Consider the following 14,764-nt stretch of genomic DNA (forward strand, 5'->3'; position numbering starts at 1 on the left):
CGAAATGCGCAGCATCGGGTCCCATCCGCCGCCGAAGCGGCGCAATCAGAGGAGCGTGTCTTGACGATTCAGGACTTTCTCACCGCAGACTGGCCGGGCGGCAAGGCCGCCGCGGTGTCGTTGACCTTCGACGTCGACGCGGAGGCCGGCTGGCTCGGCGAGGGCGACGAGTATGCACGCCGTCTGACCATCCTGTCCGAGGGCCGCTACGGCGTCACGCGCGGAGTGCCGCGCATCCTCGATCTGCTCGGCCGCTACGACATCCCGGCCACGTTCTTCGTCCCCGGGCACACCGCGGAGCATCACCCCGCGATGGTGGAGAGCCTGCTCGACGCGGGGCACGAGATCGGCCACCACGGGCACCTGCACCTGCGCAGCGACAAGGTGAGCGAGCAGCAGCAGATCGACGAGATCGACAAGGGCCTCGAGACGCTCGAACGGCTCGGCGTCCCGCGGCCGCGGGGATACCGCTCCACGTCCTGGGAACTCACCCCCGAGACGTTCGCTCTGCTCGTCGAGCGCGGATTCCTGTACGACTCGAGCTGTATGGGCGACGACCGCCCGTACGTCGAGTCCTGGGACGGCCTCGAGATCCTCGAACTGCCCGTGCACTGGTCGCTCGACGACTGGCCGCGCTTCGGCTGGAACATCGACGGCGGCGGCAACGTCGCCGACCCCGAAGAACTGTGCCGTTGCTGGACAGCCGAATTCGAGTCCGCCCGCGCCGAACGTCGGCACACGAGTTTCACCATGCATCCCGAGGTCATCGGACGCCCCTACCGGCTCGCACAGTTCGAGCAGGTGGTGGCGCACATGGCCGAATCCGGCGACGTGTGGTTCGCCCGCCTCGACGAGGTCGCCGAGTTGGTGGCGCCGCGACTGCTGCAGGTGGCGTCGTGACCCGCCGGTTCCGCTCCACGCAGACCCGGCCGTGGGACCGCGGCTACGAGTTCGGCAGTGCCCACGCGGAACAGGTCGGCGCGTCGGTGGCCGCGTACCAGCGGCTGTTCGACCGTGCCGCCGGTTCGGCCGTCGACCTGGACCACTGGGGGACCCTCGCCCTCGAGCGGACCACGGTGGCCGCGCCCGCACTCGCCGACGAGATCGCCGGCATCGCGGACGGCGCCGGTCTGCCCGTGACCGCGGTCGCGGCGATCAATGCGCGTACCGAAGTGCTTGCGGCGGTGGGCTCGACCACGCCGAGTGAGTGCTCGACGGTCGTCAGGCTCCGGGACGGGGCGCCGCCGGTTTCCGTGCAGGCATGGGACTGGTTCGCCGAACTCGCCGACCTGTGGCTCGTCTGGGAGATTCCGCACGAGAACGGTCACGTGAGCACCACCGTCACCGAATACGGCATCGTCGGCAAGATCGGCGTCAACGACCGCGGCCTGGGCGTGCACTTCAACATCCTCCACCACACCGGGGACGGAAACGGGATCGGCGTCCCGGTGCACGTGCTCGCCCGTGCCGTGCTCGACGAGTCGCGCGACCTCAACCACGCGCTCGTCCGGCTCGCGCAGGCGGACGTCACGGCGTCGACGTCGCTGACGCTCGTTGCGAGCGCCGGTGGCGAATCGGCGGCCGTGAGCGTCGAACTCAACCCCGGTGGGATCGGATACGCGCTGCCGGACCACGACGGCCTGCTCGTCCACACCAACCATTTCCTCAGCAGCCCGGCGAACCTGCACGACACGGAACTCCGGAACGGACCGGACACCGTGATCCGGTTCGACCTGCTCCGCCGTCGACTGGCCGGCCGGCCGGACATCGACGCACCCGCGGTTGTCGAGGCGATGACGTCGCATCTGCTCGGCGGAGGGGCGACGTGCTGCCATGTCGACCCGGCCCTGCCGGCTTCGTCGCGTTTCGAAACCCTCGCGACCGTCTCGCTCGACGTCGAGAACGGAACCCTCACCGCCCATTCCGGTGGGCCCTGCACCATTCCTGCCGATTTCGCGGCACCGACCAAGGAGAACACCGTGCTGAAACTGAAGCGCATCGACAACATGGACATCCTCACGCGCGATGTCGACGCACTCGTGGCGTTCTACCACGGCGTCCTCGGGCTGCCCTTCCACCTCCCCTACGAGAAGGACGAGGAATGGGCGGCGATCGACATGGGCAACGTGACGCTCTATATCTTCAAATCCGAAGTGGGCGAACATGCTCCGCGCCGCACCGCGGTCAACCCCGACAACGCACCCGGCTACGACTCGATCGCGTTCGAGGTCGACAGCCTCGACGAGGCCGAGGCCGCGCTCGACGGGCGCGTCGAATGGGTCGACGAGCGGATCCAGTGGAAGCACCCCAGCGGCACCTGGTACCAGTACCGTCCGTTCTTCGACCCCGACGGCAACATGCTGTACGTCACCGAGCCGCACACAGTGGGGGCCGGAGCATGAATCTCACCGCGATTCCCGGTGTCCGGCTGGACGACCGCGTCGCACTGGTCACCGGTGCCTCACGTGGCATGGGAGCCGCACATGCCCGGACCCTCGCGGCCCGCGGCGCCGACCTGATCGTCGCCGACCTCGACGCCGCGGAGCTGTCGACGGTCGCCAAGGAGATCCGCGACAGCACCGGCCGCCGCGTCGAATGCCTCGAGCTGGACGTCACCGCACCGGACGCTGGCGAACGCGTCGTCGCCGTCGCGAACGACAACTTCGGTCGGCTCGACATCCTGGTCCACAACGCCGGCATCATGCACGACTGGAAGACCCTCGGCGACACACCCGTCGAGAACCTGCGGCCCTACCTGGATGTCAACGTCCTCGGGCCGTATGCCGTCACCCGCGCCGCCGCACCGCTCCTCGCCCGCAGCGAGGCCCCGCGCGTCATCTTCATCTCCTCGCAGTGGGGGCAGGTGCCGGACGGTCACTCCTACGGCTACATGGTGTCCAAGACCGCGCAACTCGGTCTGATGAAGGCGCTTGCCTCCGAACTCGTCTCGCAGAAGATCCTCGTCAACGCCGTCGCCCCGGGCGCGATCCACACCCGGATGGTCCCCGACGACGTCTACGCCGAAGAACTCGCCGCCGTCCCCCTCGGCCGTCTCGGCGACGCCCACGAAATCGCCGCGGCCGTCGCCTTCCTCGCCTCCGACGGAGCCGCCTTCATCACCGGTCAGACCCTCGCGGTCAACGGTGGAGCGCTCGTCGTCGGCGCCTGAACTCCCCGAAAGGACCCTCGTGACCACCTCGATCCCCACCCCGACCAAAAGCGAACTGGCCGAAGCGTCGATGCGCCGCTCCTGGTTCCCCGTCGCGCGCCTCTGCGACCTCGACAAGCCCCAGACGGCCACACTTCTCGGCGTCAACCTGGTGATCTACCGCGACGGCGAGGGGCGGATCTCGGTGCAGTCCCGCCGCTGCCCGCACCGCGGCGGCGACCTGTCCATGGGTGAAGTGCACCGGAATTCGATCGGCTGCCCGTACCACGGCTGGGAATTCTCCAGCACCGACGGCAACTGCAGCCGCATCCCGTCCCTGGCGGATCAGGGCAAGATCCCGCCGCGCGCCTCGATCGCCACCTACCCCGTGGTCGAACGGTTCGGCCACGTCTGGACGGTGCTCGAGGACCCGATCCGCGACATGTACGAGATCGAGGAGTGGCAGGGCCTCGACCTCGAATGGCTTGCCGCCGAACCCATCGACTCGTCGGTCGGGGTCGGCGTGACGATCGAGAACTTCCGCGATGTCGCGCATTTCCCGTTCGTCCACAAGGTGTCGATGGGCCCGACCCCGGAGGTCGTCGAACCGCTGAACGTCAACCGGGACGGCCTCGACGTCTGGATGGACCGGCCCCTCGACGCCGGCACCGGCGACTGGGCCAACGACGGAAACTGCATGATGCGGTACCGCTGCTCCGCACCGGGTCTCGCGTCCATCACGTATCACTACGAGAAGCTGGGACGCCGCGTCGTCGCCGGGTTCCCGTCGCCGATCGACTACGAGCACGTCAAGATCTTCTGGGGCGTCGCCAACGAGGTCGGCTACCGCGGCGCGGACCTCGAGGAGTGCCTGCGCGTCGAGGAGATGGTGTACCTCGAGGACATCCCGATCGTCGAATTCATTGAACCCCGTGAAATCCCGTGGGATTCGGAGTTCCAGGAATTCTCCGTGCCCGCCGATCTGTTCACCCTCAACTACCGGCGGTCGTTCATCGAGCTGATGAACCGCGTCGAGGACGGCAGTCATGTCAACGAGTTCGTCTGATACGCACACCCTTCGGTTGCGTGTCGTCGCCGCCCGCTGGGAGGCGGAGTCGATCACGTCGTACGAATTCGCCCGCCCCGACGGCGGCGAGCTGCCGGTCTGGGAACCGGGTGCGCATGTCGACGTGCACCTGCCGTCGGGCACGATCCGGCAGTACTCGCTGTGCGGCGACCCGGCGGACGCGTCCCGCTACCGCATCGCCGTCCTCGAACTGCCCGCAGGCCGGGGAGGGTCGGTGGAGGTCCATCGCGAGCTGCGTCCGGGCCGCCTCATCGAGATCGGCAGGCCACGCTCCAACTTCGCACTGGCAGAAGCGGACCGGTACGTCTTCGTCGCCGGCGGCATCGGCATCACCCCGATGCTGCCGATGATCCGCGAAGTGCAGCGCCGCGGTCGAACCTGGGAACTGGTGTACGGCGCACGCACCGCCGAGCACTTCGCATTCGTGGGCGAACTGGACCCGTCCGCGGTGCGGCTGGTGCCGCAGGACACGGACGGTCACCTCGATCTGGCGTCCGTCGTGGCGTCCTCGTCGGAGGCGGCGGTCTACTGCTGCGGGCCCACACCGCTCATGGACGCGCTGGTGGAACGGATGTCGCAGGCGGGTCGTGTCGGCGACCTCCACCTCGAACGGTTCGCCGCGGCCGCCCCCGCAGTCGAGTCGAGTGGTGAGTTCGAGGTCGGGCTGGCCCGCAGCGAGAAGGTCGTCCCGGTGCGCCCCGACCAGACGGTGCTCGAAGCGGTCCGCGACGCCGGCATCGACCATCCGTCGTCCTGCGAGATGGGCATCTGCGGGTCCTGCGAGGTGAAGGTCCTCAGCGGCGACGTCGACCACCGCGACGACCTCCTCACCGAAAGCGAACGCGCGCAATGCAACAGCATGATGATCTGCGTGTCCCGGGCGAGGGGTGATCGTCTGGTCCTGGACCTGTGACGGGGGCGGCTCCGCCACCCGTGAGTACTTATTAACCGCGGGCGGTTAATAAGTACTCACGGGCGCGAAGCGCACGACGACGCCGGGACGGAGCAGGGCAGGGGGAGTGCGCCCGGCATCCCAGATCGGTTCGTCCGTCGTCCCGATGAGTTGCCATCCGCCGGGCGAGGAGCGGGGATAGATTCCCGTGAACTCCCCTCCGAGCGCCACGGTCCCGGCGGGGACCGAGGTTCGGGGCGTCGCGCGGCGCGGCACATGCAATGCGGGTGCACCGCCGGTGAGATAACCGAAACCGGGGGCGAAGCCGCAGAACGCCACCGTCCACGGCGTTCCGGTGTGAGCTTCGACGACGCCGTCGACACCGAGCCCGGTCAGCTCGGCCACGTCCTCGAGGTCGGGCCCGTCGTAGCGCACCGCTATCCGGACCTCCTCCGGGGCGTCCTCGGCGACCGCTGCCGCCGGTTCCGTTCTCCGCACCCACTTGGCGACGCGGTCGCGGCTGGTCGCGCCATGGTCGAACCGCACCAGGATGGTGCGTGCCGCCGGGATCACCTCCCGGACCCCGGGCGGCCGGGAGTCGTCCAGAGCACGGAAGTGCGCGAGCACGGTGCCCTGATCCTCGAACTCGGCGAGGATCGCGCTTTCTCCGACGTCGAGGATGCGCATCATACGAACGGCTCCACCGTGACGCCCTCGGCGTCGAGCAACGACCGGATGGCGGTGGCCATCTCGACGGCGGCGGGCGTATCGCCGTGGACGCAGACGGATTCGGCGGTGACCGCGAGGACGGTGCCGTCGACCGCTTCGAGGGTGTGATCGACGACGAGTCTGCGGACCCGCTCCGCCACGACCGCCGGATCGTGCAGGACCGCGCCGTCCGTCGTGCGGGGCACCAGCGTTCCCTCGGGCGTGTACGCGCGGTCCGCGAATGCCTCGGTGACCGTCCGCAGTCCGGCCTTCTCGGCCTCCTCCAGGAACACCGAACCGGGTAGACCGAGAACCGGAAGCGTGTCGTCGTATGCGGTCACTGCCGCGACCACCGCGCGGGCCTGCTCGCGGTGGTGCACGATCGCGTTGTACAGCGCGCCGTGCGGTTTCACGTACGCCACCGCGGACCCGGAAACCTGGGCGAGACCGTCGAGGGCGCCGATCTGATAGACGACGTCGGCCGTCAGATCGCGCGGTGTGACGTCGATGAACCGGCGCCCGAACCCGGCGAGGTCGTGGTAGCCCACCTGCGCGCCGATCCGGACCGTCAATTCGGACGCCGCGGAACAACAGGCCAGCAGTGTTGCGGGGTCGCCCGCATGGAAACCGCAGGCCACGTTGGCGCTGGTCACGAGCTTCAGCATCGCGACGTCGTCGCCGAGGGTCCAGGCGCCGTAGCTTTCGCCGAGGTCGCTGTTCAGATCGATTGCCGGCACATATTCGATATTAGGGTTCCGAGGGCCGTCTTGTAGATTCTCTCGCGGGGGCGGGCGGAACCGGTGAGGGTCCTGCTGCGTCAGAACAATTGACCGTGTGTGGCGGACCGCGCCATCGGAGGGGGAAACGTGACCGACCCGGCATACATCAAGGATCCCGAGAACTTCCACTCGGACCAGTGGGACCACGCGAGGATCGCGAGTGCGGTCGCCGGCATGGACGTCGAGCACCTGAGCGGCGTCGCGCGAGCCTGGACCGAACTGGGGACGACGGCCCACGACGCGATCGTCGAGTTCAGCGACGCGATCCAGAAGACGATCAGCGAGAGCTGGCAGGGGGCGGCCGCGTCGGCGGCCTACGCCGAGACCGAGCGGTACTCGACGTCCGCGCCGGAGGCACAGGATCAACTTCACGGAGTGGCGGCGGCGCTGACCCCACTGGCGGAGACGGTCGCGTCGCTGCGGTCGCAGGTCCCCGAAACCATCGGCACCGGACTGTGGGACAAGCTGACGCCCTGGGACACGGACACCGAGGACGAGTACTACCGGCGCGAGGGCGAGGCGCGCGAGAAGATGGCCACGATCTACAACCCGGGGCTCGCGACTTCGGACGGCAACGTCCCGTCGTTCACGAGACCGGAGAGCAAGGTCGATGTTCCTTCGGGTCCGTCCGCGCCCGGCGTCGACTACTCGAGCGGCGCCCCCAGCTCGAGCGATCGCTTCGGGGGACCGAGCGCCGGCCAGCCGAATTCCGGAGCCGCACCCGACAGTGACGCATCCGCTGTGCCAGGTACTCCCGCAGCGGACGGCACGCAGCAGAATGCGGACACCGCGCCGTCGTCGGTCACCGCACCGGCGGCGACGGCTCCGGCCTCGGTAACGGGTGATCAGGCAGCCCAGAGCCGATCGGCCGTGCCGCCGGGCGCCGATTCGTCCTCGGGCGTCGGCTCACGATCCGCGGGTGCCGGTGCGGGCGGGGGCGCCGGAGCAGGCGGACTCGGCGTCGGCGGGCTCGGAAGCGCGAACGGAGTCGGCGCCGGTAGCCGGGCGGGGGCCGGAGCCCGGCCGGGCTCCATGCCGCCCGGGGTCACGGGCGCTGCAGCTGGTGGTCGCACCGGCGCCGGGATGCGTGGCACCGGCCCGGGCGGAATGATGGGCGGCGCCCCGGGGGCTGCCAAGGGCGGCGGCGAGGACAAGGAACACAAAACACCCGACTACCTGATCACCCTCGACAACGGCAACGAGCTGATCGGCAAGCTGCCCCTCGTCTCGCCGCCGGTGATCGGCGCGTGAGCATGCGCAATTGGCGGCTGCGTCCCGAACTGTTCGACGCACTGTGGGCCGGCACCGGACAGGACCGCGTCCCGTACCCGTTCCGGATCGTGAGCGCGCATCCCGGGCTCAACGCCTATGTGGCAGAGCAGAACCGGATACGAGAAGCGTTCGCGGGAGCCGAGCACGACGACGTGAAGTCGGCGTTGGGCGTGCTCGCCGAGCCCGACGTGTATGTCGAGGTCTCCGGTTCCACCGTCGACGAGACACCGATCCGCATCATCGGTGCCCAGCACCGGCAGTGGGTCGTGATCGCGTCACAACTTCCCGGCCGGGCACCACAAATCGGCGGCGACGTGGTGATCGGCGCCGGGCAGGCCGGAAAACTGGGCGCGCAACTGGTCGGCCTCATCCCGCAGAACGCCGCCGGCAGGCGCCGGTTCCAGCGGCGGGACGAAGAAGACGCCCACTTCTCCCAGGGAATCCTGCAGGAGGTCAACCGTGCGGCTCCTGTCCCGAGACTCGAATCCGCCGTGCAGAAGGGATACGCGGGCCGCGGCCAGATCCGAGTCTTCCGAGGCCCCCGCTACGGCACCGGCCGCGACGTCGGCGTCATGCAGTGGATCGACATCGCCGGCGACGGCCGCTACCTGATCGGCCCGCACGATCCCGCCGCCGCGCACCCGGCAGGTCCCGACCAGCTCGTATCCTCGCTCGACACCCTGATCAGGGTGGGTACGACGCCTCGGGCAGGCTCGGTCGGTGCCCGCGGTTGGTAGATTGCCACGCGCCGGCGATTGCACAGGTGGGGACACAGCTCGACACACGGAGGGGGCACGAACATGGCAGGGCCAGAGGCACCGGAGGCCGGTTGGAAGGCTTTCACCGATAACGTCGTCGGTGGCGGCCGGCTCGAACTCGACCCGGGCGGGATAGAGCAGTGCATCAAGCTGTGTCAGGACCATGCGGATCACATGGGTGATCTCGCCCGCCGGGCAAATGAGGAGCTACGCGCCACCGATCTCGGGATCGGAGAGAAGGACATTGCGTCTGCAGCCGAGCTCGCGCGAAAGTTCGACGAGAAGGCGATCAGCGGTAGGGACATCGAACTCGGCAACACTGCGCGTGGGCTCTTCACGGCTCATCAAACGTACGCGCGAGATATGAAATCGATGTTCGAGGCTGTGCTTGCCCGATACCAGGAGCAGGATGAACAGATCGCAGGAACCCTGTCCGCCGCGGGAACTGAACTGTGAACGGCAAGCGAGCCGCAGCAACTGCAATGTCGGCACTGGTTCTGGTTGGATTCGCTACTTCCTGCGAGCAGTCCTCCAACGGCGAAGCAACAGCCGAGCCCGCTCCTACTATCGGTTACCACCCGTGCGACGACCTGCCCATCGAGGCGATCAAGGAGGCGCGGATAGACGCACGCCCTCCTAGTCGCTCGGATCACGAGTCGACATCGAATTTCGCGTGCATGTTCACGTCGCACGATCCTTATTACGGGATCACGATCGCTGCTCGCGGCGACACCATCGAGGACATTAGGCAAGATGACCGCTTCGAGGTCGTCAACGAAACCGAGATCGGCGGACGCCACGCGGTAGTGGGGCTCTTCCTCGGTGGATCGTGCAGTGTCGCGGTCGACATTGCGCCGGGAGTGCTCGACTTCGAAATTCTCTACAGCGAGGGAAGCCCGGAATTCACCACAGCGAACGCGGCGTGTGATCAGGCCACGAGGGTGGCGACGGCGTTGGCGCCGTATTTCCCCGACCACCTGTAGGGGAGTTGTACTGAGCCTCCACTCTTCGGGGTTTGAGGGCCGGTTCGGCCATAGGTTCGCGGAAAGTGGCGGCTCAGTGCATGTGGGGGCGATGCGTCCTGCGTTCTCGCGTCTTGGGGAGCTCGGTCGGTGCTCGCGGTTGGTAGATTGCCACGCGCCGGAGATTGCACAGGTGGGGACACAGGGAGGGGGCAGAACCATGGCGGGGCCAGAAGCACCGGAAGCCGGTTGGAAGGCTTTCACCGAGAACGTCGTCAGGGGCGGCCGGCTCGAACTCGACCCGGCCGGCATCGAGCAGTGCATCAAGCTGTGCCAGGGGCATGCGGAGGACATGCGCGAATTGGCCAGGCGCGCACGAAACGACCTTCGAGCCCTGGATCTCGGTATCGGCGAAAACGACATCGAATCAGCGAAGGATCTTGCTCGGAAATTCGACGAGAAAGCAATTGGCGGCAGCGAGACCATCGATTCCGGCAACACCGCAGTGGGGTTGTTTCTTGCCCATGAAGCGTACGCACTCGATATGAAGTCGATGTTCGAGGCGACACTCACACGGTATCGGGAGCAGGACTCAGCGTTTGCCGGGAATTTGAATCAGTCAGGACAGCAGCTGTGAGCCAGCACCGTAAGCGCGTCGGGTCCGTGTTCATTCTCGCGGCAGTCTTTGCACTCAGCGCTTGCAATCAAGCAGTCGAGGGCCAGCCGGGCCAGCAACCGATGCCTGATATCACTTTCCATCCGTGCGATGAGCTTCCCCCCGACGCGATCCACGCCGTCGGTCTCGATGTGCGGCCGCCGGAACGCGATGACACCGACGTCCCACGCGCTCTCGGTTGTGGGTATTTGTCGAATGATCCGAATTACGGCATCACGATCGCAGCGCGTGCCGAGACGTTTGACGATATCGAGTCCAGCGACCGCTTCAACGTCCTGAGGGAGACCAAAATCGGTGGGCGGGATGTGCTGGTGTCGGATTTCCGCGGTGGTAGTGCGTGCACGGTGTCGGTGGCGATCGAGCCGGGGATTCTCGAGTTCATGATCGGGTACAGCGAGTTGGAGGATTTCACGACTGTCGACGAGGCGTGCGATCAGGCGACGAAGGTGGCGACGGCGCTGGCGCCGTATTTCCCCGACCACCTGTAGGCGGCTTGCATCGATCCGGCTCAGTGCGTGTGTGCGTGGGTGTGGGCGGTGCGTCCGGCGTTCTTGCGTCGTGAGGACCCGCTGAGTCGGCAGGCGAGGTAGATGACGAACGAGATCGTGGTGACGAAGCTGGACACGGGCACGCCGGGTGCGAGGGACAGCAGGATGCCGCCGACGGCGGCGAGTTCGGCGAACACGATCGACAGGATGGTCGCCTTGAGGGGGCTGGCGGTGACGTAGGCGGCGGCTGCGGCGGGGGTGATGAGCAGTGCCATGACGAGTAGTGCGCCGACGATCTGGACGCCGAGGGCGGCGGTGATGCCGACGAGGACGGCGAACACGATCGACAGGGCGCGCACGGGGACGCCGCGGGCTTCGGCGACGTCGGGGTCGGTGCTCGCGAAGAGGAGGGGACGGTAGATCAGGCCGAGGACTCCGATGACGAGCACGGCGCAGAGCAGCAGCAACTGCAGGCCGCTGTTTCCGGGTGCGACGATCTGGCCGATCAGCAGCGAGAAACTGGTGCCGGTGCGTCCTTGGTACGACCAGATGAACAGCACCGACAGTCCGAGCCCGAATGCCATGATCACGCCGATCACGGAGTCACGGTCGCGGGCCTTCGCGCCGAGGAGCCCGAATAGGACGGCCGCGACCACCGAACCGGCGATGGCGCCCGCCCCGACGCTGACGCCGATGAGCAGGGCAGCGGATGCGCCGGTCAGGGACAGCTCGCTCGTGCCGTGCACGGCGAACGACATCTGCCTGCTCACGATCAGTGGCCCGATGGCTCCCGCGAGAAGTCCGAGGATGGCGCCCGCGATCAGGGCCTGCTGCACGAAGTCGTATTGCAGGAGGTCGACGGTGGCGGAGACGTCGAACATGCGTGACATGGCGTCGGTGAACTTGTTGCTCATGCGTGTCCCTCGTCGGTGTGGTGCACACCCTCGCCGGGGCGGAGGCCGCCCGCGCTGCCGAGTGCGTCGATGGCGTCGCCGGTGCCGATCACGACGAGGCGGCCGCGCACGTGCAGCACCTCGACGTCGGTGCGGTACAGCTCGGACAGCACCTCCGACGTCATGACCTCTTCCGGTTTGCCGATGCGGAACTGGCCGTCGACGAGGTAGAGCACGCGGTCGACGAGGGGGAGGATCGGGTTGATCTCGTGGGTGACGAACAGGACCGCGGTGTCGTGGGTGCGGCGCCGCCGGTCGATGAGTCCGGACACGAGGTTCTGGTTGGCCAGGTCGAGGCTGAGCAGCGGCTCGTCGCACAGCAGCATCTGCGGGTTGCCGACGAGGGCCTGCGCGATCCGCAGTCGCTGCTGCTCACCGCCGGACATGGAACCGATCGGCGCGTCCGCGTAGTGCTGGGCGCCGACCTCGGCGATGGCCGCGTCGACGATGGCCCGGCGCCGGCCTCGCCGGAGGAGACCGGTTCCCCACTGGTGGCCGTCGACGCCGAGCCCGACGAGGTCGCGGCCGCGGAGCGGCAACCCGTCGTCGAGCGACTTCTGCTGGGGGATGTACCCGACGTGCGAATTGCCCTTCCGCGCCGGGGTTCCGGCGATGCGCGCGGTGCCGGAGCTGAGGGCGAGCTGACCGAGCAGCACCTTGAGCAGCGACGTCTTGCCCGACCCGTTGGGTCCGAGGACGGCGACGAATTCGCCGGGTTCCACGGTGAGGTCGAGGTCCTGCCAGAGTGTGCGTTCGCCGAAGGACAGTCGCGCCCCCGTCAATTCCAGTGCGGGGACGCGACCGTTGCCGGCGTTCTTCGAAGTGGGTTCTGTCACAAGCCGATCAGTTCTATTGCAGAGCCGCGGCAAGCGACTCGGCGGTGTTGGTCTGCCACTGAATGTAGTCCAGGCCTTCGGGCAGGGTTTCGGTCACCTCGACGACGGGGATGCCCGCCGACTCGGCCGTGGCGCGCACGTCCTGGGTGACCCGGTCCTGTGTCTGCACGTTGTAGACGAGGGCCTGCACCTGCTTGCCGGTGAGCAGCTGTCGTGTGGCGGCGATGGCGGCGGGAGCGGGGTCGTTGCCGTTCTCGATGGCGCTCGTGAAATCGGGCGGGGTGACATCCTTCAGTCCTGCGGACTGGAGCAGGTAGTAGGCGATCGGTTCGGTCTGCGCGACGGGTGCGTCCTTGTGCGCTGCCGCGATGCCGTCGGTGATCGCGGAGATCTGCTCGAGCCGGCCGTGGAAGGTGGCGGCGTTGGCCTTGTAAGCGTCGGCGTTGCCGGGGTCGAGTTGGCCGAGCTTGTCGGCGATGGACTGCGCGGTGGCATCGACGGTGTCGACGTCGAACCAGACGTGTTCGTTGACGTCGCCGTGGTCGTGACCCTCATGCGAGTCACCGCCGTCCGAGTCACCGCCGTCCGAGTGCTCGCCCGCGTGCGCGCCGCCCTCGAGCAGGTCGAACGCGTTGACCGTGAGCTGGTCGCTGTTGCCGGTGCCGATGATGTCGTCGACGAAGTGGTCGTACCCGCCGCCGTTGTAGACGATCAGCGACGCGTCGGTGAGCTTGGCGGCGTCGGTGGGGCTCGCCTCGAAGGAGTGCGGGTCGGACGACGGTTCGGTGATGATCGAGGTGACGTCCACCTTGTCGCCGGCGACGGCTTGGGCGACGCTGCCCCAGACGTTCGTCGACGCGACGACGGTCAGGGTGCCGTCGCCGGTCGTGTCGGAGCCGCACGCGGTGAGGGTGAGGGCCGCGGCGAACGACAGCCCGACGGCCGCCGTGGCCGCACGAAAACCTGAGGAAGCGCGCACAGAGAACTCCTGACAGAACGAATCGCTAAACGCTATTGGAAACCGTTACCGTTGCACTTTAGCGGATCGGTCCTGGTAGTGCACTTTCGGTGCAGCCCCGACGAGCCCGAACCCGAGCCAGGTACTAACGTCCCCCTATGCCCAGGTCTCGACAGCCACGTCGCCAAGCCACGCTGGCGTCGCTCGCGGCCGAGCTCAATATTTCGCGAACGACGGTGTCCAACGCCTACAACCGGCCGGATCAACTCTCCGCGGAACTCCGCGACCGGGTGCTGCAGGCGGCGAAGCGCCGCGGCTACCCGGGCCCCGACCCGGTGGCCCGGTCCCTGCGCACCCGCAAGGCCGGCGCCGTGGGACTGCTGCTCACCGAGGCCCTCAGCTACTCCTTCCGCGACCCCGCCGCGATGAGCTTCCTGTCCGGGCTGGCCGAGTCGTGCGAGGCCGCCGGGCAGGGTCTGCTCCTGATCCCGGCAGGCCCGGGTCGGGAGGAGGCGGACGCCGCGGCGGTCGTGCAGCAGGCGGGTGTCGACGGGTTCGTCGTGTACTCGGTGGCGGACGACGACCCGTACCTCGCGGCGGTGTGCGAGCGGCACCTGCCGATGGTCGTGTGCGATCAGCCCCGGGAGATCCCGGGGGCGTCGCTCATCGGCATCGACGACCGCGGTGCGATGCGCGGACTCGCCGACTATCTGATCGGCCTCGGCCACCGCGACATCGGCGTGCTGAGCATGCGGTTGGGGCGGGACCGTTCGGACGGGGTCGCCGACGCGGAGCGCCTGCGGTCGCCGAACTTCCACGTCCAGCGCGAACGCATCGAGGGAGTGCGCGACGCGATGGCCGACGCGGGCCTGGACCCGCAGACCCTCACCGTCGTCGAACGCTTCGAGCACACCGGGAAGGCGGGGCACGCCGCCGCCGCGCAGGCGCTCGGTGTGAATCCCCGGATCACCGCGCTCGTGTGCACCACCGACGTCCTCGCGCTCGGCGCGCTGGACTGGGCGCGCTGGCAGGGCATCGACGTGCCCGGTCAGCTGTCGGTCACCGGATTCGACGGCGTCGACGACGCACTGCGCGAGGGCCTGACCACCGTGCGGCAACCCCAGGAGGAGAAGGGTCGCCGGGCAGGCGCCCTGCTCATGTCCCCATCACACTCCGGGGTCGCGACCGTCGAGATGCTCGAGACTGAACTCCTGCGCGGTTCGACGGCCGGGCCCGCGAGACGCTGA

General features: G+C 68.0%; 17 protein-coding genes. 12 read left to right on the forward strand and 5 right to left on the reverse strand.

Translation table 11 applies throughout. The annotated features are described in order from the left end of the window. Positions 1-60 precede the first annotated feature (60 nt). The 5 genes from I1A62_RS31690 to I1A62_RS31710 are packed head-to-tail and all read left to right on the forward strand — an operon-like array spanning position 61 to position 5,148. A complete protein-coding gene (locus I1A62_RS31690) occupies positions 61-900 on the forward strand; it encodes a polysaccharide deacetylase (RefSeq protein ID WP_219456216.1) in 840 nt (279 codons plus the stop codon). Next, a complete protein-coding gene (locus I1A62_RS31695; protein ID WP_219456218.1) occupies positions 897-2,402 on the forward strand; it encodes a C45 family autoproteolytic acyltransferase/hydolase in 1,506 nt (501 codons plus the stop codon). The genes I1A62_RS31690 and I1A62_RS31695 overlap by 4 nt, the downstream gene beginning before the upstream one ends. Continuing rightward, positions 2,399-3,169, forward strand: a complete 771-nt coding sequence (locus I1A62_RS31700) for an SDR family NAD(P)-dependent oxidoreductase (RefSeq protein ID WP_219456219.1) — start codon at positions 2,399-2,401, stop codon at positions 3,167-3,169. Before I1A62_RS31695 ends, I1A62_RS31700 begins: the two co-directional genes overlap by 4 nt. Before the next feature lie 19 nt (positions 3,170-3,188). Beyond that, entirely contained in the window at positions 3,189-4,214 is a 1,026-nt protein-coding gene (locus tag I1A62_RS31705) for an aromatic ring-hydroxylating dioxygenase subunit alpha (RefSeq protein WP_219456221.1), read from the forward strand. Beyond that, a complete protein-coding gene (locus I1A62_RS31710) occupies positions 4,195-5,148 on the forward strand; it encodes a PDR/VanB family oxidoreductase (protein ID WP_219456223.1) in 954 nt (317 codons plus the stop codon). The genes I1A62_RS31705 and I1A62_RS31710 overlap by 20 nt, the downstream gene beginning before the upstream one ends. A gap of 45 nt (positions 5,149-5,193) precedes the next feature. Here the strand turns inward: I1A62_RS31710 and I1A62_RS31715 are convergent, their stop codons facing one another. Then, positions 5,194-5,814, reverse strand: coding sequence for an allophanate hydrolase subunit 1 (locus I1A62_RS31715; protein ID WP_219461531.1), 621 nt, complete (start codon positions 5,812-5,814; stop codon positions 5,194-5,196). Next, positions 5,814-6,572 carry a LamB/YcsF family protein gene (locus I1A62_RS31720; RefSeq protein ID WP_219456225.1) on the reverse strand — a complete coding sequence of 253 codons (759 nt, stop codon included), beginning with the start codon at positions 6,570-6,572 and terminating at the stop codon, positions 5,814-5,816. Before I1A62_RS31720 ends, I1A62_RS31715 begins: the two co-directional genes overlap by 1 nt. A 129-nt stretch (positions 6,573-6,701) precedes the next feature. Here I1A62_RS31720 and I1A62_RS31725 point away from each other — a divergent pair, with 129 nt between their 5' ends. The 6 genes from I1A62_RS31725 (at position 6,702) to I1A62_RS31750 (ending at position 10,770) form a co-directional block, all read left to right on the forward strand. Next, positions 6,702-7,865, forward strand: coding sequence for a hypothetical protein (locus I1A62_RS31725; protein WP_219456227.1), 1,164 nt, complete (start codon positions 6,702-6,704; stop codon positions 7,863-7,865). Then, a complete protein-coding gene (locus I1A62_RS31730; RefSeq protein WP_219456228.1) occupies positions 7,862-8,623 on the forward strand; it encodes an ESX secretion-associated protein EspG in 762 nt (253 codons plus the stop codon). The genes I1A62_RS31725 and I1A62_RS31730 overlap by 4 nt, the downstream gene beginning before the upstream one ends. A gap of 63 nt (positions 8,624-8,686) precedes the next feature. After that, entirely contained in the window at positions 8,687-9,100 is a 414-nt protein-coding gene (locus tag I1A62_RS31735) for a hypothetical protein (RefSeq protein ID WP_219456230.1), read from the forward strand. Further along, positions 9,097-9,627, forward strand: a complete 531-nt coding sequence (locus tag I1A62_RS31740; RefSeq protein WP_257890594.1) for a DUF3558 domain-containing protein — start codon at positions 9,097-9,099, stop codon at positions 9,625-9,627. Before I1A62_RS31735 ends, I1A62_RS31740 begins: the two co-directional genes overlap by 4 nt. 199 nt (positions 9,628-9,826) lie before the next feature. Continuing rightward, positions 9,827-10,243, forward strand: coding sequence for a hypothetical protein (locus I1A62_RS31745; RefSeq protein ID WP_219456232.1), 417 nt, complete (start codon positions 9,827-9,829; stop codon positions 10,241-10,243). Then, on the forward strand, positions 10,240-10,770 hold the full coding sequence (locus tag I1A62_RS31750; RefSeq protein WP_219456233.1) for a DUF3558 domain-containing protein: 531 nt from the start codon (positions 10,240-10,242) through the stop codon (positions 10,768-10,770). Before I1A62_RS31745 ends, I1A62_RS31750 begins: the two co-directional genes overlap by 4 nt. Positions 10,771-10,790: 20 nt before the next feature. Here the strand turns inward: I1A62_RS31750 and I1A62_RS31755 are convergent, their stop codons facing one another. The 3 genes from I1A62_RS31755 to I1A62_RS31765 are packed head-to-tail and all read right to left on the reverse strand — an operon-like array spanning position 10,791 to position 13,538. Further along, entirely contained in the window at positions 10,791-11,684 is an 894-nt protein-coding gene (locus I1A62_RS31755) for a metal ABC transporter permease (RefSeq protein WP_219456235.1), read from the reverse strand. Then, entirely contained in the window at positions 11,681-12,559 is an 879-nt protein-coding gene (locus I1A62_RS31760; protein WP_160103555.1) for a metal ABC transporter ATP-binding protein, read from the reverse strand. Before I1A62_RS31760 ends, I1A62_RS31755 begins: the two co-directional genes overlap by 4 nt. Before the next feature lie 13 nt (positions 12,560-12,572). Continuing rightward, a complete protein-coding gene (locus I1A62_RS31765; RefSeq protein ID WP_219456236.1) occupies positions 12,573-13,538 on the reverse strand; it encodes a metal ABC transporter solute-binding protein, Zn/Mn family in 966 nt (321 codons plus the stop codon). Positions 13,539-13,675: 137 nt separating this feature from the next. Between I1A62_RS31765 and I1A62_RS31770 the strand changes: the two genes are divergently transcribed. Beyond that, positions 13,676-14,764 (forward strand): substrate-binding domain-containing protein, encoded by a 1,089-nt coding sequence (locus I1A62_RS31770; RefSeq protein ID WP_124396265.1) that lies wholly within the window; start codon positions 13,676-13,678, stop codon positions 14,762-14,764.

It is taken from the genome of Rhodococcus sp. USK10 (assembly GCF_019378875.1).
GTDB lineage: Bacteria > Actinomycetota > Actinomycetes > Mycobacteriales > Mycobacteriaceae > Rhodococcus_F > Rhodococcus_F pseudokoreensis.

Coding starts and splice junctions, on each gene's coding strand:
- I1A62_RS31745 (WP_219456232.1), top strand. CDS start 9,827: ATGGCGGGGCCAGAAGCACCGGAAGCCGGTTGGAAGGCTTTCACCGAG.
- I1A62_RS31735 (WP_219456230.1), top strand. CDS start 8,687: ATGGCAGGGCCAGAGGCACCGGAGGCCGGTTGGAAGGCTTTCACCGAT.
- I1A62_RS31700 (WP_219456219.1), top strand. CDS start 2,399: ATGAATCTCACCGCGATTCCCGGTGTCCGGCTGGACGACCGCGTCGCA.
- I1A62_RS31770 (WP_124396265.1), top strand. CDS start 13,676: ATGCCCAGGTCTCGACAGCCACGTCGCCAAGCCACGCTGGCGTCGCTC.
- I1A62_RS31755 (WP_219456235.1), bottom strand. CDS start 11,684: ATGAGCAACAAGTTCACCGACGCCATGTCACGCATGTTCGACGTCTCC.
- I1A62_RS31710 (WP_219456223.1), top strand. CDS start 4,195: ATGTCAACGAGTTCGTCTGATACGCACACCCTTCGGTTGCGTGTCGTC.
- I1A62_RS31715 (WP_219461531.1), bottom strand. CDS start 5,814: ATGCGCATCCTCGACGTCGGAGAAAGCGCGATCCTCGCCGAGTTCGAG.